At 66.7% G+C, this 20,468-nt stretch carries 20 protein-coding genes; 6 read left to right on the forward strand and 14 right to left on the reverse strand.

The window, feature by feature from the left end:
- Positions 1–157: 157 nt before the first annotated feature.
- From pgeF to lgt, 4 genes are read right to left on the reverse strand one after another with little or no spacing between them, the layout of a single operon-like run.
- Complete coding sequence (gene pgeF, locus GGQ62_RS09415) at positions 158–928, reverse strand: peptidoglycan editing factor PgeF (RefSeq protein ID WP_152577554.1); 771 nt, start codon at positions 926–928, stop codon at positions 158–160.
- Positions 910–1,419: a GNAT family N-acetyltransferase gene (locus tag GGQ62_RS09420; protein ID WP_153401227.1), complete on the reverse strand. Its 510-nt coding sequence runs from the start codon at positions 1,417–1,419 to the stop codon at positions 910–912. Before GGQ62_RS09420 ends, pgeF begins: the two co-directional genes overlap by 19 nt.
- On the reverse strand, positions 1,416–2,411 hold the full coding sequence (locus GGQ62_RS09425) for a class I SAM-dependent methyltransferase (protein ID WP_152577553.1): 996 nt from the start codon (positions 2,409–2,411) through the stop codon (positions 1,416–1,418). The genes GGQ62_RS09420 and GGQ62_RS09425 overlap by 4 nt, the downstream gene beginning before the upstream one ends.
- Positions 2,411–3,262, reverse strand: coding sequence for a prolipoprotein diacylglyceryl transferase (lgt, locus tag GGQ62_RS09430; protein ID WP_152577552.1), 852 nt, complete (start codon positions 3,260–3,262; stop codon positions 2,411–2,413). Before lgt ends, GGQ62_RS09425 begins: the two co-directional genes overlap by 1 nt.
- An 86-nt stretch (positions 3,263–3,348) precedes the next feature.
- Between lgt and GGQ62_RS09435 the strand changes: the two genes are divergently transcribed.
- From GGQ62_RS09435 to GGQ62_RS09455, 5 genes are all read left to right on the forward strand, one after another.
- Positions 3,349–4,533 (forward strand): acyl-CoA dehydrogenase family protein, encoded by a 1,185-nt coding sequence (locus tag GGQ62_RS09435; protein WP_152577551.1) that lies wholly within the window; start codon positions 3,349–3,351, stop codon positions 4,531–4,533.
- 113 nt (positions 4,534–4,646) lie between these two features.
- A complete protein-coding gene (locus GGQ62_RS09440; protein WP_152577550.1) occupies positions 4,647–5,786 on the forward strand; it encodes an acyl-CoA dehydrogenase family protein in 1,140 nt (379 codons plus the stop codon).
- A 105-nt stretch (positions 5,787–5,891) separates the two neighbouring features.
- Positions 5,892–7,628 carry a class I adenylate-forming enzyme family protein gene (locus GGQ62_RS09445; protein ID WP_167649559.1) on the forward strand — a complete coding sequence of 579 codons (1,737 nt, stop codon included), beginning with the start codon at positions 5,892–5,894 and terminating at the stop codon, positions 7,626–7,628.
- 54 nt (positions 7,629–7,682) lie between these two features.
- On the forward strand, positions 7,683–8,228 hold the full coding sequence (locus GGQ62_RS09450; RefSeq protein ID WP_152577548.1) for an HD domain-containing protein: 546 nt from the start codon (positions 7,683–7,685) through the stop codon (positions 8,226–8,228).
- A gap of 116 nt (positions 8,229–8,344) precedes the next feature.
- The gene (locus tag GGQ62_RS09455) at positions 8,345–8,521 is read left to right on the forward strand and encodes a Thivi_2564 family membrane protein (protein ID WP_167649560.1); all 177 of its coding nucleotides are present in this window, start codon (positions 8,345–8,347) and stop codon (positions 8,519–8,521) included.
- Positions 8,522–8,523: 2 nt separating this feature from the next.
- Here the strand turns inward: GGQ62_RS09455 and GGQ62_RS09460 are convergent, their stop codons facing one another.
- The 8 genes from GGQ62_RS09460 to trmB form a co-directional block, all read right to left on the reverse strand.
- Positions 8,524–8,853 (reverse strand): iron chaperone, encoded by a 330-nt coding sequence (locus tag GGQ62_RS09460; protein WP_152577547.1) that lies wholly within the window; start codon positions 8,851–8,853, stop codon positions 8,524–8,526.
- A 31-nt stretch (positions 8,854–8,884) separates the two neighbouring features.
- Complete coding sequence (locus GGQ62_RS09465; RefSeq protein ID WP_424022213.1) at positions 8,885–10,390, reverse strand: replicative DNA helicase; 1,506 nt, start codon at positions 10,388–10,390, stop codon at positions 8,885–8,887.
- A 209-nt stretch (positions 10,391–10,599) separates the two neighbouring features.
- Entirely contained in the window at positions 10,600–11,250 is a 651-nt protein-coding gene (locus GGQ62_RS09470) for a superoxide dismutase (protein WP_152577546.1), read from the reverse strand.
- Between the two features lie 138 nt (positions 11,251–11,388).
- Positions 11,389–12,324: a ribose-phosphate pyrophosphokinase gene (locus GGQ62_RS09475; protein WP_152577545.1), complete on the reverse strand. Its 936-nt coding sequence runs from the start codon at positions 12,322–12,324 to the stop codon at positions 11,389–11,391.
- A 55-nt stretch (positions 12,325–12,379) separates the two neighbouring features.
- Complete coding sequence (mutT, locus tag GGQ62_RS09480; RefSeq protein WP_152577544.1) at positions 12,380–12,790, reverse strand: 8-oxo-dGTP diphosphatase MutT; 411 nt, start codon at positions 12,788–12,790, stop codon at positions 12,380–12,382.
- A complete protein-coding gene (locus tag GGQ62_RS09485) occupies positions 12,790–14,211 on the reverse strand; it encodes a M48 family metalloprotease (protein ID WP_152577543.1) in 1,422 nt (473 codons plus the stop codon). Before GGQ62_RS09485 ends, mutT begins: the two co-directional genes overlap by 1 nt.
- A gap of 28 nt (positions 14,212–14,239) precedes the next feature.
- Complete coding sequence (locus GGQ62_RS09490; protein ID WP_152577542.1) at positions 14,240–15,205, reverse strand: acetyl-CoA carboxylase carboxyltransferase subunit alpha; 966 nt, start codon at positions 15,203–15,205, stop codon at positions 14,240–14,242.
- A gap of 40 nt (positions 15,206–15,245) precedes the next feature.
- Positions 15,246–15,950 (reverse strand): tRNA (guanosine(46)-N7)-methyltransferase TrmB, encoded by a 705-nt coding sequence (gene trmB, locus GGQ62_RS09495; protein WP_152577541.1) that lies wholly within the window; start codon positions 15,948–15,950, stop codon positions 15,246–15,248.
- Positions 15,951–16,089: 139 nt separating this feature from the next.
- Between trmB and GGQ62_RS09500 the strand changes: the two genes are divergently transcribed.
- Positions 16,090–17,586, forward strand: coding sequence for a flavin-containing monooxygenase (locus tag GGQ62_RS09500; RefSeq protein ID WP_207790488.1), 1,497 nt, complete (start codon positions 16,090–16,092; stop codon positions 17,584–17,586).
- A 43-nt stretch (positions 17,587–17,629) separates the two neighbouring features.
- On the opposite strand, the gene metK is transcribed toward GGQ62_RS09500, so the two are convergent.
- Both metK and lnt read right to left on the reverse strand, forming a co-directional pair.
- Complete coding sequence (gene metK, locus GGQ62_RS09505) at positions 17,630–18,868, reverse strand: methionine adenosyltransferase (protein ID WP_152577540.1); 1,239 nt, start codon at positions 18,866–18,868, stop codon at positions 17,630–17,632.
- An 81-nt stretch (positions 18,869–18,949) separates the two neighbouring features.
- Positions 18,950–20,458, reverse strand: a complete 1,509-nt coding sequence (lnt, locus tag GGQ62_RS09510) for an apolipoprotein N-acyltransferase (RefSeq protein ID WP_152577539.1) — start codon at positions 20,456–20,458, stop codon at positions 18,950–18,952.
- Between the last annotated feature and the right edge of the window lie 10 nt (positions 20,459–20,468).

Raw genomic sequence — 20,468 nt, forward strand, 5'->3', positions numbered from 1 at the left:
GCAGGGTGGTGATTTTGGTTTGGGGCAGGGAGCGAGGTGCGGCGCGATGCAGCGCATCGCAAGCGAAGAACGACGCCGCCCCGGACCAAAAGCGCCCCGCCGCGTCAGCGGTCGCCCGCAGGGCGATGACGGTGATCCAAATTGATCGAAAGCCGCTCTAGAGTGCGATCACCGACAGCTGCCGGCCATAGTCGGGCTCTCCCGCATGGGTCGTGCGGCGATAGCTGAACCAGCGGTCCGCGTCGGCATAGGTGTCGATCCCCAGCGCGGTGACATGCCGGACCCCGGCGTCGGCCAACCGCATCGCCACGAACCCTTCCAGGTCGAACTGGAACCGGTCCCCCCGGCCGCGGCTGAAGAACGCCTCATGCGCCAGCGCTTCGCCGAGAAATCGTTCGCGAAAGCCCGCATCGACCTCATAGCTTGCCCGCGCGATGCACGGCCCGATCGCGGCGCGGATATGGTCGCGGCGGGCGCCGAGCATCTCCATCGCCGTCACCGTCGACCCGGCGATGTCTCCCAATGCCCCTTTCCACCCCGAATGCGCGGCGCCGATCACCCCGGCCTGGGCATCGGCGAGCAGGATCGGTGCGCAATCCGCCGTCAATATTCCCAGCGCCAGCCCCGGCGTCGCTGTCACCATCGCATCGGCCTGCGGGCGTTCGGCATCCGCCACGGTTCCGGTCACCGCGACCACCAGCACGCTGTGCACCTGGTGCAACGTCACAAGCGCCGCGGCCGGTGCCACCGCTGCCACGGCACGCCGCCGGTTCTCCCGCACCGATGCCGGGTCGTCGGAGGACCCCAGTCCGACATTCAGGCTGGCAAAGATGCCGCCGGACACCCCGCCCTGCCGCCCCAGGAACCCATGGGGGACTCCCAGGCCCGGAGCGGTGACGAACGGCGCGTCTACAAGTCCCGTCGGCACAATATGTCCTCATCCGCCTGGTTGCCCACCATGAACCGATAGGGCGTCACTTCGACAAAATCGTGACGCGCATAGAAGCGTCGCGCCCGCGGATTGCCGGTAAAGACCGACAGCCACAGCTGCCGCGCGCCGCGTCCGCGCGCCGTGTCGATTGCCCAGCGCGTCAGCACATCGGCGATGCCGACCCCTTGCCAGGGCTTGAAGATGTACAGCTGGCGGACCTCGATTGCCCCCGTGTCATCGGTCGGCGCCGGCAGTTGCAACCCGCCGATCTTGCAGAACCCCACCGGAATGCCCGCCGCCAGCGCGAACCGCACCGCGATATCGGGGTCGGCCAGCTCGGCCTCATAGGCGGCATCGCTGCCCTGCGCGAGGAACGCCGCGAGATCCTCCAGCGCATAGAGCGCGCCGAAGGTTTCGATGAAGGTCGCCCGGGCAATTCCGCCCAGCACCGCACCGTCGCCGGGCATGCCGTCGCGATAGTCGATCATGGTTCGAACCCCGCAGGCACCGGCCAGCCGGGCGCCGTCATTGCCATCACCTTGAAAAGATTGCCCATCTGCGCCGGCGCTGTCAGCCGCACCAGCGCCGCCGCCACCTGCGCCGCGACCGCTGGCGGGGCACCGGCCTGCAACTGCCGCGCCCGCGCCTCGATGCCCAGCCGCGCCAGCCACACGCCTTGCGCCACCGGCCCCCACCCACGCAGCCCGGCCGCCGCGCCAAGCGCGGTGAAATCGACATGCGCCGTCAGGTCGCTTTCGCCGGGAGCCGCGAACGGGTCGGCCACGGCATGATGGCGCAACGCCTGCAGGCTGTCGTGCGCGACGGCATCGGCATAGCCATAGTCGATGACCAGCATGGCGCCGCCCTGCCGGCGCAGCCGCGCGCCCAGTTCGGCCGCAACGGCGGCGCCGGCTTCGCCATGTTCGCCCGGCGTCCCCAGTGCGCTGGGAATGGTCACGGGTTCGAACGTCGTGCCTGCCACATGGCCCACCGCGCGTTCCGCGCCCGTGGCGGTGCACTGCCGGATCGGCAGCGCATCGAAGAATTCGTTGGCGATGACGATCAACGGCCGGTCGTCGGGCAGATCCTCGACCCGGTCGAACCATTCGCCCGCCAGCTGCCGCTGCTGCGTCTGGCGGAGCACCGGGCTGGTTTCCACCAGCGCCAGCGGCACCGCGGCGCCGAACCCCGGAAGCCGCGCCAGCACCCGCTGCGCATCGGCCATCAGTGTGCCGCGCCCCGGCCCCAGTTCCACCAGCCGCGCCGGTGGCCGGCCGGCACGCGCCCACAGGTCGCCGATCCAGCCGCCGATGATCTCCCCGAACATCTGGCTGATTTCCGGCGCCGTGACGAAGTCGCCGCTTGCGCCCAGGGGATCACGGCCGGCGTAATAGGCCGCATTGCACGCTGCCATCCAGGCATCGAGCCGCATCGGTCCTTCGGCAGCGATGCGCGCCGCCAGACGTTGCGCGAGCGCCATCAGGCCGCAGCAGGCAGCCGCGGACGCCGCAGTGCGTAAAGGATCAGCAGCACACCCGCCAGGATCATCGGCAAGGTCAGCGTCTGCCCCATCGTCAGCCCGGTCGACAGGAAGCCGATCTGCCGGTCGGGCTCGCGATAATTTTCGACGATCACCCGCGAAATGCCATAGGCGACCCCGAACACGCCGGCGAGCAGCCCTGGTCGCAACCGGGCGTTGGTGCCCCAGAACAGCATCGTCATGATCGAGAACAGCACGACGCCTTCGAGTGCGAATTCGAACAGCTGTGACGGATAGCGCGGCTCCGGCCCGGCGCCGGGGAAGATCACCCCCCAGTCGGTCCCCGTCGGCCGCCCCCACAGCTCGCCGTTGACGAAATTCGCCAGCCGCCCCAGCCCCAGCCCGAGCGGCGCCACCGTCGCCACATAATCGAGCGTGCGCAGGCCCGACACCTTGTTGGCGATGCCGAAACCGAGGCAGCCGAGCATGACCCCGGCGATGCCGCCATGCGACGACATTCCGCCATCCCAGAGCTTGAACACCGAAATCGGGTCGGCGAGATATTGGTCGAGATTGTAGAACAGCACATAGCCCAGCCGGCCGCCCAGAATCACCCCGAAGGTCGCCCAGGTGATGAAGCTGTCGAGCTGTTCCGACGTCATCGGCGACCCCGGCCGCGTGATCATCTTCGACAACAGCCACCAGCCGCCAAGGATCGCGAAGATATAGCTGAGACTGTACCAGCGCAGCGCAAACGGCCCATAGCCGCCGATTTCCGGGATGGTGAACACATCCGGCCGTAGCGGAAGCGTCGCAAAGTCCACCGCAACCTGCAGTCCGTCCAACACCAATGCCCGATGCCTTTTGCCAGCTTGCCGCTCACGGCAGCCGCCATCATAAGGTCAGGCACAAAATATGCCAGTGGGGAGACGCCCGGATGACGGATCTTGAAGGCTTTCGCGCCGAGACACGTGCATGGCTGGATGCCAATTGCCCCGCCGAGATGCGCACCCCGATCAAGAGCGACGATGACGTCTGCTGGGGTGGCCGCAAGGCGGAACTGACCGAGGCGCAGCGGTTGTGGCTCGATCGCATGGGCGCGCGCGGCTGGACCGTCCCCGAATGGCCCGCCGAATATGGCGGCGGCGGCCTGTCGAAGGACGAGGCCAAGGTGCTCGCCGACGAGTTGCGCCGCATCAGGGCGCGCAGCCCGCTGGCGTCGTTCGGCATCTGGATGCTCGGGCCGGCGCTGCTCAAATACGGCAACGAGGCCCAGAAGAAGGAACATCTGCCCAGGATCGCGCGCGGCGAGATCCGCTGGTGCCAGGGCTATTCCGAACCCGGCGCCGGGTCGGACCTGGCATCGCTGCGCACCTCGGCGATCCTCGATGGCGATGACTATGTCGTCAATGGCCAGAAGGTCTGGACCAGCTATGCCGACAAGGCGGACTGGATCTTCTGTCTCGTCCGCACCGATCCGACGGTCGCCAAGCATCTCGGCATCAGCTTCCTGCTTTTCGACATGGACAGCCCGGGTGTTTCGACCTCCCCGATCAAGCTGATTTCCGGCGCCTCGCCCTTCTGCCAGACCTTTTTCGACAATGTCCGCGTGCCGAAGCAGAATCTGATGGGCCAGGCCGGCAAGGGCTGGGACATCGCCAAATATCTCCTGACCCACGAACGCGAGATGATCGGCGGCAGCGATTCCACCGGCGGCGGCATGCGCGACGGCGTTTCGCAGATCGCCAAGCGCCAGATCGGCCTCGATGCCGCCATTCTCGCCGACACCGGCCTGCGCACCGACATCGTCCGCCACGAGATCAATGCCTGGGCGTTTGCGCTGACCATGGAGCGGGTCAAGGACGAAGCCAAGGCCGGCCAGGGCGTCGGCGCCCTGTCGTCGATGCTGAAATATTACGGCACCGAGCTCAACAAGGACCGGCTGCAACTGCTGATGAGCATCAACGGCAGCGACGGACTGACCTGGGACGGTGAAGGCGAGCGCGACGGCGACCTGGCGCGCAACTGGCTGCGCACCCGCGCCAATTCGATCGAGGGCGGCACGTCGGAAATCAACCTCAACATCATCGCCAAGCGCGTACTGGAACTGCCGGGGGCATAGCCGACCTTCTGCTCCCCTTCCGGTACGGGAGGGGGTCTTCCGCGCACCGAATTCCGCCACCGGCACGAAACCAACCCCCGACCTCTACCGTGCGGGGAGAAGGAAAAACCAAGATGGCCCTCGTTCTTTCCGACGACCAGAAGATGATCCGCGATTCCGCCGACGGCTTCTTCAAGACCGAAGCCCCGGTCGCCCAGCACCGCCAGCTGCGCGACACCGCCGACGCGACCGGTTTCGACCGCAATGTCTGGGCCAAGATGGCGGACATGGGCTTTGCCGGCGTGCTGGTGCCCGAGGAACATGGCGGCGCCGGCTTCGGCCATGTCGCGGCGGGGCTCATCATGGAAGCGATGGGGCGCAACCTCAGCGCCGCACCGATGCTGTCCACCGGCATCCTCGGCGTCACCGCCTTGAATGCCGCCGGCACGCCGGAACAGCAGGCGAAATATCTGCCGCTGATTGCCCAGGGCCAGCGCCTGCTGGCGCTCGCTGCCGATGAAGCCGCGCGCCACAACCCGGCCCATGTCACCACGACGGCCACCCCGTCGGGCAACGGCTTCAAACTCAATGGCGTCAAGGGCTTCGTTCTCGACGGCCATGTCGCCGACACGCTGATCGTCGCGGCGCGCACCGGCGGCGACGACAAGGACCCCGACGGCATCACGCTGTTCCTCGTCGATGCAAAGGCTGCAGGGGTCGACGTCGAGCGCCGGTCGATGGTCGACAGCCGCAATGCCGCGCGCATCACACTGACGGATGTTCAGGTCGATGGCGCCGATGTTCTGGGCCCGGTCGGCGGCGGCTTCGCCATTCTCGAAACCGTGCTCGACGCCGGCCGCGCCTGCCTTGCCGCCGAAATGCTCGGCGTTTCGAGCGAGAGCTTCGACCGGACGATCGACTATCTCAAGCAGCGCGACCAGTTCGGCGTCAAGATCGGCAGCTTCCAGGCGCTGCAGCACCGCGCCGCGCATCTGTTCTGCGAAGTCGAGCTGGCCCGCTCGGCGACCTTGCGCGCCCTGACGGCGCTCGACGCGCGGGATGAGCGCGCCACGATGTTCGCCAGCCTTGCCAAGGCAAAATCGGGCGAAGTTGCCAAGCTCGCCACCAACGAAGGCGTCCAGATGCACGGCGGCATCGGCATGACCGATGATTTCGATATCGGCTTCTACATGAAGCGCGCCCGCGCGGCGCAGGAGACGTTCGGCGACATTGCCTTCCACGGCGACCGGCTGGCGCGCCTGATGGGCTATTGACCCCGTCCCGCCGGGAACCCTGTTGCAAATGGCGCCACGCCTGCCATTGAACAATCAACGACGAAGCGGGCCAACCGCTCTCACCAGACTGTTCGGGGAGACACAATGAAGTCCGCGCTCGATTCCGCCCTCGACGCCGTCATCGGCGGCATTATCGCCGAAGGCGGTCCGCTCGGCGTGGGTACCGCCACCGTCCGCGGCGCGACCTTGCCCGCCTTCACCGCGGCACCGCCGTCGTTGCGCGAATTTCTCGCTTTCTTCTTCGCCACCAACGGCCCCAAGGAATTCCTGGTCTTCGGCGACGAACGGCTGACCTTTGCGCAGGTCCATGCGCGCGGTGTCGAATTCGCCGCGATGCTGCAGCACCGCCACGGCGTCGCCAAGGGGGACCGCGTCGCCATCGCGATGCGCAACTATCCCGAATGGATCATCGCCTTCGTCGGCATCACCCAGCTCGGCGCCATCGCCATCCCGATGAACGCCTGGTGGACCGCCGAGGAGCTCGATTACGGGCTCAAGGATTCGGGCGCTCGCCTGGCGATCGCCGATGAGGAGCGCGCCCGCCGCCTCGCCACCTTGTCGTGCACGGCCACGGTGCTGACCGTGCGCACCTCGTCCGAAGTCGCCGCCAGCCTGGGCTTTGCCCGCACCGAGGACGAGATCGCCGACGCCCCGAAAACCCTGTGGTTCGTGGCCGACATCGCTCCCGAGGACGATGCCACGATCATGTACACATCGGGCTCCACGGGCAGTCCCAAGGGTGCCGTGTCCACCCATCGCGCGATCGTTTCGGGCGCCATGAACTATCTTGTCGCCGGACTGGCGCTCCTCGCCCTGTCGCAGCAGTCGGGCGTCACCCCGCCCGAACAACAGGTGATGCTGCTCAACGTCCCGCTGTTTCACATCACCGGATCGGTGCCGGTCATGCTCGTGTCGATCGCCATCGGCCGCAAGATGGTCATCATGCACAAATGGGATGCCGGGGAGGCGCTGCGCCTCATCGAGAAGGAACGCGCGACCTATTTCGTCGGCGTGCCGACCATGTCGCTGGAACTGATGCAGCACCCCGACCACGCCAAATACGACCTGTCGTCGCTTGTCGACATCGCGTCGGGCGGCGCCCCGCGCCCGCCGGAACATGTCGATCGCCTGTCGAAGACCTTTGTCGGATCCAACCCGGTCCAGGGCTATGGCCTGACGGAGACCAATGGCGTCGGGGCCGGCAATTTCCGCGACAATTACCGCGCCAAGCCGGCTTCGACCGGGCGCGCCGCGGCGCCGCTCGTCGAGCTGCGCATCGATGATGGCGACGGCCCGGTCGGCGCCGGCCTGCCCGCCGGCACGCCGGGCGAAGTCTGCATCCGATCGGTCGCCAATTGTCGGGGCTATTGGAACAAGCCCGAGGCGACGCTGGCGGCGTTCCCCGGCGATGGCTGGTTCCGCTCGGGCGACATCGGCTATCTCGACGAGGACGGTTATTTGTTCATCGTCGATCGCAAGAAGGACATCATCATCCGCGGCGGCGAGAATATCAGCTGCCAGGAAGTCGAAGCGGCGATCTACGTCCACCCCGCCGTCGCCGAGGCCAGCGTCTTCGGCTTGCCCGACGAGCGGCTCGGCGAGATTGTCGGGGCGGTCGTCTTCGTGAAGCCCGGCGCCCATCTGGAGCCCGCCGACCTTTACGACTTCATCGCGCGGGACCTGGCCAGCTTCAAATTGCCGGCGCGCATCTGGGTCAGCCCGGAACCGCTGCCCAAGCTCGGATCGGGCAAGATCGACAAAGTGACGCTTCGCAAGCATTATCGCGAGATCCACGCCGACAACCGAGTCGGCGCAGCTTAGGCGCCGACAACCGAGTCGGCGGCGCCGGAAACGGCCAAGGACGGGAGTGACGCCATGTTCACCACCATGCTCGAAGGCACCAGGGACGACTGGGGCCATATCGCCCAGGAACATATGAAGCATCAGGTGTCGGCGGCGCCGGCGCAGATCATGGAATCGCTGCAGCGGCTCGAATCGATCGAAGTCGGTTTCGGCGCCAACCAGTTACAGCACAGCCTGATGACCGCGACCCTGGCCCGCCGCGATGGCGCGACCGACGAGGAAATCGTCGCGGCGCTGTGCCATGACCTCGGCAAGCTGATGAGCATTCCCAACCACGGCGCCATCGCTGCCGAAATCCTCAAGCCCTATGTGTCCGACGATCTGTATCATGCCGTCAAATGGCACCAGGATTTCCAGGGCAGATATTATTACGAATATCTCGGCAAGCCGGGGAACATGCGCGACCGCTTCAAGGACGAGCCCTGGTTCGCGACGGCCGAAAAGCTTGTCGATCGCTGGGACGCGCCGGCCTTCGACCCGGCCTATGACAGCGACAGCCTTGCCAGCTTCGAACCCGAAGTGACGCGGGTGTTTTCGCGCCCCGTGCGCGCCTATTGAGCCCCATGCGCGCCTATTGATGGGCCGTTGATCCCGCCTGCGGAACATTTGGCCGCATGCTGCGTTCTGCCACCAACGCGCGCCGCTGGGGCGCCGCGCTCGTTGGGAGCAAAACCATGTCGCTTATCAATCTGCTGATCGTTCTCGTCGTCGTCGGTGTGATCCTGTGGCTCGTCAACACCTACATCCCGATGGACGGCAAGATCAAAAGCATCCTCAACGTCATCGTCGTGATCGCAGTCATCATCTGGCTGCTGCAGGCCTTTGGCATCATGGGCGGCAGCATCGCCTAACTCTACGCGGACAGCCGCTTGCGGATCGCTGGCAGCAGCGCCGCAAGCGGCACGTCCACCCGGTCCGGAATATTCACACAGGCCTTGCCACCCTTCAAACCCGGGTCGGTGGCGAGAACCCCGGCAGCGGCATCCTCGCAGCCCAGGTAAACCGAAATATAGGACTTCTGGCTTGCCACGCCGACCCAGCGGTCGCCGCGCCCGAAGACCGGCATCCGCCATTCGATCCGCTCGCTGACATCGGGCACGGCCTGGTGGATCAGCGCTCGCAAGGCTGTGACGCGCTCGCGTCGGGCCGGCGGCAGGGCCTCGAGATAGTCATCGACTGTCATTGCCAGCCTCCTGCCCGACCGGGGTCGCAGTCTACTCGCGCATTTCCTCCGGCATATATTCGTCCGGCGCCCGATCGGCAAATTTGGTCGTCGATTTGTGGAAGGTCAGCGGCACCGTCCCTGTCGAACCATGGCGTTGCTTCGCCACGATGACTTCCGCCAGCCCAAAGATCTTCTCGGCCTTTTCCCGCCATTTCATGTGCTTGTCGGCATCTTCGGGGTCCGGCTGCTTCAGCGAATGGTAATATTCCTCGCGATACACGAACAACACGATATCGGCGTCCTGCTCGATCGTTCCCGACTCGCGCAGATCCGACAGCTGGGGGTGCTTGTCCTCGCGCGCTTCGACAGCGCGACTCAACTGCGACAGCGCCAGCACCGGCACCTGCAGTTCCTTGGCGAGCGTCTTCAGTCCGCGGGTGATCTCCGAAATTTCCTGCACCCGGTTGTCGCTGCTGCCGCGCCCCGACCCCTGCAACAGCTGCAGATAGTCGACCACGATCAGGCCGATGCCATGCTGGCGCTTCATCCGCCGCGCCCGGGTCCGCAGCGCCGCGATGCTCAAGGCCGGCGTGTCGTCGATGAAGAACGGCAGGTCGTTGAGGTCGCCCGCCGCGCGCGCCAACCGGCCGAACTCGTCATGGCTGATCTTGCCCATGCGCAGGCTTTCGGAGTTGACCCCCGATTGCTCGGCCAGCACGCGCGTTGCCAGCTGGTCCGACGACATTTCGAGGCTGAAAAACGCCACCGGTGCGCCGCTGGTCTTTTCCGGGTCGACACCGCGTGCCACGTCCTGGGAAAAGCGCTGTGCGCAGGCAAAGGCGATGTTGGTCGCCAGCGCCGTCTTGCCCATCGCCGGCCGCCCGGCCAGCACGACAAGGTCGGACTTGTGCAACCCGCCGATCTTGGCGTTGAGCGCGTCGAGGCCGGTCGTATAGCCCGACAGATGGCCGCCGGACTTCATCGCCCGATCGGCCATGTCGATCGCCTCGCGCGTCGCCTGGCCGAAGGTCTTGACCGCGCCGGCCACCTCGCCGGCCTCGGCAACCTTGTAGAGCGCCATTTCGGCGGTGGTGATCTGGTCCATCGGTGCGACATCGCCCGACGTGTCCGCCGCACTGGTCGCCATGTCGCGGCCGACGCGAATCAGTTCGCGCAACAGCGCCAGATCATAGATCTGGCTGGCAAAATCGCGCGCGGCCAGCAGGGCGCCGGACTGCATCGTCAGCCCCGCGAGATAGGCCGGGCCGCCCATTTCGATCATCGCCGGATCGGTGTCGAACATCGGCTTCAGCGTCACCGGCGTCGCCGCCATGTTGCGCTCCGACAGCTTCAGGATCGCTGCATAGACGCGCCCGTGCAGCCCTTCGGCAAAATGTTCCGGCCGCAGGCGCGACACGACATCCTCGACAAGCCGGTTGTCGATCATCAACGCCCCCAGCAGGGCCGCCTCGGCCTCCAGGTTCATCGGCAGCGCCGTCACGTCCGGGGCGGCATCAACGATGCGAAGCGGTGTTGGCTGGATCATCGGCATCATGTCGCGCATGCGGCGGCCATGGGCAAGGCGCGGCGGGCAAGATCGCCGGGGACGGATCTGTGGATAGTCTGTTGAGAACACGGCCCCCGGGCAGTGCGCGGGACGCTCCTGCGCCGATGCGCCCGGTTGAACCGGAGGCAGCTGCAGGGGGCGGCTTCAAGAAGCGCCGGCGGGCCCGCTTGCGCCGGGCCCGCCAACCCTGATGGTCTTCAACCCTTGGCGAATTGTTTCGCCGCAAATGCCCAATCGAGATGGCCATCGACGACCGCCTTGACGTGGTCGGGGCGGCGATTCTGGAAATCGAGATAATAGGCGTGTTCCCAGACATCGACCGTCAACAGCGGCCGCTGTCCCGCCGTGAACGGCACTTCGGCGTCGTCGGTGCTGACCGCCTTGACGGTGCCGCCATCGAGAACCAGCCAGCCCCAGCCGGTGCCGAAATGGCCGACGCTGACGTCGATCAGCGCCTGCTTGGCGGCGTCGATGCTGCCGAAGTCGCGCACCAGCGCTTCGGCCAGCGCGCCCGACGGGGCCGGGCTGTCCGGCGTCAGGCAGGTCCAGTAGAAATTGTGATTCCAGCACTGTGCGGCGTTGTTGAAGACCTTCTTCTTCGATGCGTCGCCCGCGGTCGCGAAGATGATCTCTTCCAGCGTCTGGTCGGCGTGCGCCGTACCGTCGATCAGCTTGGCGAGCGTGTCGAAATAGCCCTTGTGATGCTTGCCGTAATGGAAGCTGAGCGTCCGCGCCGAAATCACCGGCTCGAGCGCGGTGTCGGCGAACGGCAGCGGGGGCTGGGTCAGCGGCGACGCGCCGATGTCGGCAGCGGTCAGGCTCTGATGGGCGGTTGCGGTATCGGCCATGGTCGGCTCCTTGCTGAAAATGAGCGGCTGAATCGGGCGGCTGAAAAAGCTGCTGCGGGGATGCGAAACAAACCCGTGGTCGCAGCTTATGGTTCCTCTCCGTCGCCGCGGCAACCGTCCGTCGACGGACGGGTAGGATCAGTCGAATAGCGAGCTGACCGAGCTTTCTTCGCTGGTGCGGCGCATGGCTTCGGCGAGCAGCGGCGCGATCGTGATGTGGCGGATGCGGGTCGCCGACTTGACCGCGGCAACGCTGGCGATCGAATCCGTGACGACCAGCTCCGTCAGTGCCGAACCTTCGACCCGCGCGACGGCGCCGCCCGACAAGACACCATGGGTGACATAGGCGGTGACGCTGACGGCGCCGGCCTCGATCAGGGCAGCGGCAGCGTTGCACAGGGTACCGGCCGAGTCGACGATGTCATCGACGAGCACGCAGACGCGGCCGTCGACATCGCCGATGATGTTCATGACTTCCGATTCGCCGGCGCGTTCGCGGCGCTTGTCGACAATGGCCAGCGGCGCGTTGCCCAGCCGCTTCGCCAGTGCCCGCGCCCGCACCACGCCGCCAACGTCGGGCGACACGACCGTCAGCGACTGTTTGCCCAGCCGGGATTCGATATCGGCTGCCATGACCGGCGCCGCGAACAGGTTGTCGGTGGGGATATCGAAGAAGCCCTGGATCTGCCCGGCATGGAGATCGACCGACAGCACGCGGTCGGCACCGGCAACGGTGATCAGGTTGGCAACCAGCTTGGCGGAAATCGGCGTGCGCGGCCCCGGTTTGCGGTCCTGCCGCGCATAGCCGAAATAGGGGACGACGGCCGTGATGCGGCGGGCGGAGGCGCGGCGCAGCGCATCGATGCAGATCAGCAGTTCCATCAGATTGTCGTTGGCCGGGGCGGCCGTCGGCTGCACGACGAAAACATCCTCGCCGCGGACATTTTCATGCACTTCGACGAAGATTTCCTCGTCGGCGAAGCGCCGGACCGACGCCTTGGTCAGTTTCATGTCGAGGTAATCGGCAATGGCCTGGGCCAGTTCCGGATTGCCGTTGCCTGCGAGTATCTTCATGGCTGGTCGCACCCCTGCATTGAAGCGGGGCAGATAGCCGCCAATGGCGACGCTGTCACGCGGACGTCTTCAGCCGCGCGCGCAGCGTGCCGACCAGTGGCAGGTCCGCCGGCGGCATCGGCAAGCCGGCCAGGGTATCGATCGTGACACGGCGCAGCGGCTGCCCTTCCATCCCGCGCGGCGTGCCCGCCCAGTCGCGGCACAGATACAGCAGCAGGACGAGGTGAAAGCCGGAATAGGCGTGGCTGACGAAGCCGAGCGGGGCCAGCGCCTCGGGCGTCACCGCGATGTCCAGCTCCTCGCGCAGTTCGCGCACCAGCGCCGCCTCGGGTGTCTCGCCAGGCTCGATCTTTCCGCCGGGGAATTCCCAAAGCCCTGCCAGCGCGGCTCCCGGCGCGCGTTGGGTGACGAGGATCTGGTCCTCGGCATCGATGATCGCGGCGGCAACGACCGTGACGACCTTCATCACCCGGCGACGATCAGCTTGACCCTGGACCCGGGGACCAGCCGCGTCGCGGCAGTGATGCCGTTGAGGATGGTGAAGCGCGCCATCCGGTCATCATCATAGGCCATGCGGGCGGCCAGCGACGCCACCGTGTCGCCCGCCGCGACGCGGACGACCTTGACGCGCCTGCCGCGCGTGGCCGCGGCGTCGGCCGGGCCGAGACGACGCACCGATTCGATCAGCGGCGCAAACACCGGCAGGCCATTGGCCGGCGCCAGCATGACGATATGGTAGAAGCTGTCCGCACCGAACTGATAGGCGATCACCGAGGCGTCGATGGCGCCATCGGAACGCTGCACCCTGGTCTGGCCGATCAGTGCATCGACGCCGTTGATCCGGCGCGCGCGCAATTCGGGCGTCGTGGCCCCCAGGCCCTGCCAGACGGTACGCGCATAGGCGGCAAGGTCCGTGCCGGCGACACGGCCGCCGCCGAAGGTGAAGCGACCTGCCCCCTGTTTGCTGCCGTTGACGGCGGACGGGCTGTTCTGCAGCGCGAAACCCGGCGGCGCGTCGAAGGCCAGGCCCAGGCCGGCGTGACGGAAGCGTGTGCCCTGGACGATCCCCTGCGCCGGGTCATCGTCATAGGCCATGCCGTCGATGGCATCGAGAAAGGCGTCGCGGTTGGTGGCGCCGCTCTTGCCGAGCGCTGCGGCCTGGCGGCGGACTTCGGCGACCCGCTCGGCATTGGCAGGATGCGTCGACAGCCATGGCGCCGGCGCCTTGCCACCCTGCCCCGACAGCCGCGCCTCCAGGTTGGTCTGGGCACCGAGTTCGGCAAGAATGTCGGCGCTCGCGGCCGGGTCATAGCCGGCACGGGCGAGATAGCGGACCCCCAGACTGTCGGCCTCGCGCTCCTGGGACCGCGAATAGTTGAGCGAATAGAGCTGGGCGCCGGTTCCGGCCAGATTGCCGATGACGCTGGAACCGGTGACGGCACCGAGGATGGCCGCCCCGAGCCCGGCAAGCCCGGAGCGCTTGGCGCGCTTGTCGGCATGGCGCGCCGCGACATGGGCGACTTCATGCCCGAGCACAAAGGCAAGTTCCGCCTCGTCGTTCATCAGCGCAACCAGCTGGCGGGTGACATAGACATAGCCGCCGGGGATGGCGAAGGCGTTGTTGATGTTCGAATTGAGCAGGGTGACGGTATAATCGTCGGGCCGCGCGGCCAGGCCCGACTGCATGGCGATGCGGCGACCGACGCTGCGGACATAGGCGGCCTGCGGGCCCGGATAGGCACCGCCGAACTGGGCTGTCAGCTGCGGATTGGCGGCGGCACCTTCACGGCGCTCCGCCTGCGACAGGCCCGGGGCCTGCGCCGCGCCGGCACTGGCCAGCGTCAGCGCCGCGGCCGTCAGCAAGGCAAGGCGTGTGGGAAAGATCATGGGAAAACCGGTTTGCCGGTGTTGAACCTTAGAGAAGCCGACCCATTTCCACGAACTTGTTGCGCCGCGCCTTGCGCAGCACGACGGGGTCCATGGCCAGCAACGGCGTCAATTCGGCAGCGATCGCCATGCTCAGCGAGGCAATGGCCGCCGCCGGGTCGCGGTGGGCACCGCCCAGGGGCTCGGTGACGATGACATCGATGACACCCAGCGCCTTGAGGTCGGCAGCGGTGACGCGCATCGCCTCGGCCGCCTCCGGGGCATGGCTGTTGGCGCCGCCGGGCGTCTTGTCGGCGGTGCGCCAAAGGATGCTGGCGCAGCCTTCGGGGGAAATGACCGCATAGACGGCATGCTCGAACATGATGACGCGGTCGGCGGCAGCCAGCGCGACGGCGCCGCCCGACCCGCCCTCGCCCGTGATCGCGGCGATGATCGGCACGCTGGCGGCAAGGCAGGCTTCGGTCGCCCGCGCAATGGCCTCGGCCTGGCCGCGCTCTTCGGCATCGAGACCGGGAAAGGCACCGGCGGTATCGACGAGCGTCACGACGGGGACGTTGAACCGGCTTGCCAGTTCGATCAGGCGAATCGCCTTGCGATAGCCTTCCGGGCGACCCATGCCGAAATTATGCTTTACCCGGCTGGCGGTGTCATTGCCCTTTTCATGGCCGATGACCATGACGGGGACATTCTGGCCCCGCAGCCGGCCCAGGCCGCCGACGATGGCATGATCCTCGCCAAAGGCACGATCGCCGGCCAGCGGGGTGAAATCCTCGACCAGCGCCTTGACCATGTCGCAGAAATGCGGCCGCGACGGGTGGCGGGCGACCTGGGTCTTCTGCCAGGGCGTCAGCCGCGCATAGGTTTCGGCCAGCAGGCGCCGCGCCGCGCCTTCCGCATGCTTGGCCCCCGCCTCGTCACCGGCGGCGCGATAGTCCGCGGCGCGCGCCTGGATGGTCGCGATGGGCTTTTCGAAGTCGAGGGTTGCTGTGGTCATGGCAATGAGGGCTAAAGCGCGGCGTGGCGCGGGTCAACAATCACGCAGGTGTGCGGCGGCGGTAGCGAAAATACCAGACCTCGTGGCCATGGGCGCGCGCCTTGATTTCGTACCGCGTCTGCGGCCAATCATCGGCACGTTGCTGCCAGTCGGTCGGGGCTTCGACCTGCCAGTCGAAATCCGGGCTCTGCTGCATCTGCGCCAGGGCCCATCGGCAATAGACCGGGTGGTCGGTGCCGATGCGGAACTCGCCGCCTGGCTTCAGAACGCGCGCCACCAGCGCCAGCGGCCCCGGATTGACGAAACGGCGCTTGGCGTGGCGAAATTTCGGCCAGGGATCGGGGTGGAGCAGGAAGACCTTGTCGAGGCTGGCATCGGGCAAGCGGTCGATGACGTCGAGGGCGTCGCCGTTGTGCAACCGGATGTTGGGGAGGGAGCGGGCCTCGATCTCGAGCAGGGCGCCGACAACGCCATCGAGAAAGGGCTCGGCGCCGATGATCCCGACCTGCGGGTTGGCAGCGGCTTGCGCGGCCATGTGCTCGCCGCGGCCGAAACCGATCTCGAGCCACAAGGGTCGATCGTCGCCGAACAATCGTTGCGAATCGAGTCCGCCCTCCGTCGGCACCGACACTTCGGGCAGGCGGTGCTCGACCAGCGCCGCCTGGCCGACGCGCAGCTTGTGGCCGGTGCGGCGACCGTAGAGGCGGCGGATGGAGGCGGGATCGGGAGGAGAAACGGCGGTCATTGCCGGTGCCATGCCGGATGGCGCGGAAAGCACAAGTCTTTTGATAGGCGCAGCGCAACCGGCAGCGCGCTATCATCCCGGCATGGCCTTCGGACACAGGCCAGCGAATTCCGTCGTCGAATTCAGGGAAAGCGAGCCCATGATCAACACTGCCGAGCATTTCGATGTCGTCGTCGTGGGAGCGGGGATTTCCGGCCTCAGCGCCGCCTGGCACTTCAAGAACGAGCGTCCGGGCACCCGCTTCGTGGTGCTGGAGCGCGAGGCGAGCTTCGGCGGCACCTGGCTCACCCACAAGTTTCCCGGGATCCGGTCGGACAGCGATCTCTACACCTTCGGTTTCCGCTTCAAGCCCTGGGTGGGGCCGCCGATCGCGACGGCCGAGGAGATTCGCGCCTATCTGGGCGAGATGATCGCCGAGAACGACCTGTCGCAATATCTCCGCTTCGGCCACACCATCGAGACCGCCGAATGGTCGAGCGAGACATCGACATGGACGGTGACGGCCCGGCTCGATTCGGGCGAGACCAGGACATTTACCGCCAATTTCCTGTACATGGCGCAGGGCTATTTCAAGCACCGCCAGGGCTATATGCCGGAATGGCCTGGAATGGCGGACTTCAAGGGGCCGATCGTCCACACCGAGGAATGGGACGGCAGCATCGATTATGCCGGCAAGCGCGTCGCGCTGATCGGGTCGGGCGCCACCGCCGCGACGGTCATCCCGGCAATGGCCAACACCGCCGAAATGGTCACGATGGTGCAGCGGTCACCGACCTATTTCTTTCCGGCCGCCAACGCCAATGAGACCGCCGACATGCTGCGGGCGCTCAAGGTCGATGAGGAATGGGTGCACGAGATTACCCGCCGAAAGATCAACTTCGACCAGGATACCGTCTGCCGGCGCTGTGTCGAGGAGCCCGAGGCCGTCAAGGCCGAGCTTCTGGAAGCCGTCAGGTCGCTGCTTCCCGAAGGCTTCGACATGAAGCATTTCACTCCGAGCTATCGCCCGTGGCGGCAGCGCCTGGCGTTCGTTCCCAATGGCGACATGTTCGAAGCGATCCGTGACGGCAAGGCCGGAGTCGTCACCGGGGAGATTGCGCGCTTCACCGAAAACGGGCTGGCAATGACCGATGGCACGACCGTCGAGGCCGACATCGTCCTCGCCGCGACCGGGTTCAACCTGTGCGTCATGGGCGACATCGCCTTCCGCATCGACGGCAAGCCGCTCGACTGGAACGACACCGTGACGTGGCGCGGCATGATGTTCACCGGCGTCCCCAACATGGTCTGGGTGTTCGGCTATCTGCGCGCCAGCTGGACGCTGCGCGCCGACATGGTCAGCCGCTTCGTTTGCCGGCTGCTCGACCATATGGCGGACCGCGGGGCGAGCGCGGTGGTGCCGGCGTTGCGCCCCGAGGATCACAACATGCCGCTGTCGAGCTGGATCGACACCGACGACTTCAACGCCAACTACATCCTGCGCGGGCAGGACAAGCTGCCCAAGCGCGGCGACAAGCGCGAATGGCAGCACACCCAGGATTATTGGCGCGAAAAGGACGAGTTTCCGGCGCTCGACCTCGACGACCGCGCGCTGGTCTATTCCGGCGCCCAGGCGGGGTCCATCGCCGCCGAGTGAGGCGGTTGGCGGGGGCAGACCCCGCCAACCGCTTACCCTGTCGTCAGACGGCGGCCTTGAGCGCGTCGACGAGGTCGGTCTTTTCCCAGCTGAAGCCGCCTTCGGTGTCGGGCTGGCGCCCGAAATGGCCATAGGCGGCACTGCGCTGATAGATCGGCTTGTTCAGCCCCAGATGGGTGCGGATGCCGCGCGGGGTCAGGCGCACCAGAGTCGGCAGCACCGCCTCCAGCTTTGCCTCATCGACCGTGCCGGTCCCGTGCAGGTCGACATAGACGCTGAGCGGCTCGGCAACGCCGATGGCATAGCTCAGCTGGATGGTGCAGCGACGCGCGAGGCCCGCGGCAACGACATTCTTGGCAAGGTAGCGCGTGATATAGGCAGCCGAGCGATCGACCTTGGTCGGATCCTTGCCGCTGAAGGCGCCGCCGCCGTGCGGGCTGGCGCCGCCATAGGTATCGACGATGATCTTGCGACCGGTGACGCCGGCATCGCCATCGGGACCGCCGATTTCGAAGCGGCCGGTCGGGTTGACGTGGATCACCGTCTCGTCGGTGATGAAGCCATCGGGCAGCACGTCGTGGAAGACCGACAGGACATAGTCGCGCAAGGTCGCATATTTGGCGGCGTCGCCGCCGCCGGTGTCGCCATCCGTCCACGGCTGGCAATAATCGACGGCGTGCTGGGTGGAGACGACAAGCGCCGTGGCCCGCACCGGCACTTCGTTTTCATAGGCGAGGGTCACCTGGCTCTTGGCATCGGGTTCCAGGAACGGTGCCTTGCCGCTGTGGCGGTCGGCGGCCATGCGTTCGAGGATCTTGTGCGAATAATAGAGCGTCGCGGGCATCAGGTCGGGCGTCTCGTCGGTGGCGTAACCGAACATGATGCCCTGGTCGCCGGCGCCTTCGTCCTTGTTGCCGCTGGCATCGACGCCCTGCGCGATGTGCGCGGACTGGGGGTGGAGATGGTTTTCGAACTGGAGGTTCTGCCAGTGAAAGCCTTCCTGTTCATAGCCGATGCGCTTGACGGTGTTGCGCACGACCGTCTGGATTTCCTCCAGCGCGCCCGGGGCCCAGTTGCCCGCGGTGTCGATCATGCCCTTGCCGCGGACTTCGCCGGCGAGGACGACGAGCTGGGTCGTCGTCAGCGTTTCGCAGGCGACGCGCGCCTCGGGATCCTTGGACAGGAACAGGTCGACCACGGCGTCTGAAATCTGATCGGCGACCTTGTCAGGGTGGCCTTCGGACACCGATTCACTGGTGAACAGGAAGGAGGAGCGCGTCATCTGGGGCAATATCCCGCACGGTTGAACAGGCCCCGCGTCTAGGCGGCGCGGCTTGCTCATGCAAGGGGTATAAAGAAAGCTTTATATGTTGCTGCGCCTCGCCAGCCACGACAGCGCCAGCAACCCCAGCCCCATCACCAGCGTCACCCCGTGCCCCCAGTGGCCGAAGGGCGTCACCGGCAGTGCCGGCGGCAGCACCACCGAACTGACGTCGCGGGCGCCCATCGACAGCGCGCCGATCACATTGCCATGCCCGTCGATCATCGCGCTGATGCCGGTGGGGGTGGCGCGCGCGATCGGCAAACCCTCCTCAATGGCGCGCAGCCGCGCCTGCGCCACATGCTGCGAGGGCATCGACGCGCCGTACCAGCTGTCGTTCGAGACGTTGACGATCCACGCCGGGCGATCGGAGCGATCAACGACTGCGCCCGGAAAAATGATCTCGTAGCAGACCTGCATGCCGACCGCCGGAAAGCCGGGCAGGGCGAAGCTGCGCGCACCCGGGCCGGGCCGGAACTCGAGATCGCCGGGCACCAGCCGCGCCAGCCCGAACGCCGTCATCAGCGGCCGCGCCGGCACATACTCGCCGAGCGGCACCAGGTGCGACTTGTCGTGGCGAGCGATAAGCTGCCCGCGCGCATCAAGGGCGAACAGCGAATTGCCAAGCGCGACCAGCGTGCCTTTATCGTCCCGAAACGCCGCGGTGCCGCCGAACAGCAGCAGATCATCGGGGCCGAGAACCGATGCGAGCGCGGCGCGCACCGCCGCGTCTTCCTCGACGAGATAGGGCACCGCCCCTTCCGACCAGACGACGATTTCGCCCCGGGCCGATTGGCGACGCGCGAGCGCCATCGCGGTCAGATCGAGGTAGCGGCGAACATTGGCGGCTTCGCTCCCCACCGCATATTTCTCATCCTGACTGATATTGGGCTGGACGAGATGGACGACCGGGCCGTCCGACGCTGCAGGCGGCGCCTCCCAAACTCGCCCGGCGAGCGCCGCCAGCGCCACCGCACCCAGCAGCGCACCCCCGCCGCGCCACTGCCGCCGCGCGAGCAGCCACAGCCCGCCACCCGCCAGCACTGCCAGCGCCGAAAGTGATATCGCCCCGCCGAAACGTGCCAGCTGGCGGATTCCGGCCACTTCAAGCCAAGTGGCGCCGAGCGGATTCCACGCAAAGCCCGTCAGCACCCAGCCGCGGAGCCATTCGCCGAGCATCCACGCCGCCGCCAGAACCAGCACGCGTGCCAGCCCCGACGCCGGCACGCCCCGCGCCAGCCCGGCGGCAAGCCCGATATAGAGTGCCAGGAACATCGACAGGCCGATGACCGCCACCCAGCCGAGTGCCGGCGGCATCTTGTCCTGATAGGTGAAAGCGTGCGCGATCCAGCCGAGTGAAACGCTGAAATGCCCCGTCCCGAACAGCCAGCCGCGGGCAAATGCGCGGCGCGGGCCGGGGGCAGTGTCGATCAGCGCCACAAGGACACCAACGGAAATGAGCGTGAGCGGCCACAGGTTCCACGGGGCAAAGCCGAACGCCGAAGCGCCACCGGCGATGACCGAAACAAGCGAGAGTGGGAAGCGGTGCATCCGCGCCGCC

It is taken from the genome of Polymorphobacter fuscus (genome assembly GCF_011927825.1).
Lineage (GTDB): Bacteria > Pseudomonadota > Alphaproteobacteria > Sphingomonadales > Sphingomonadaceae > Sandarakinorhabdus > Sandarakinorhabdus fusca.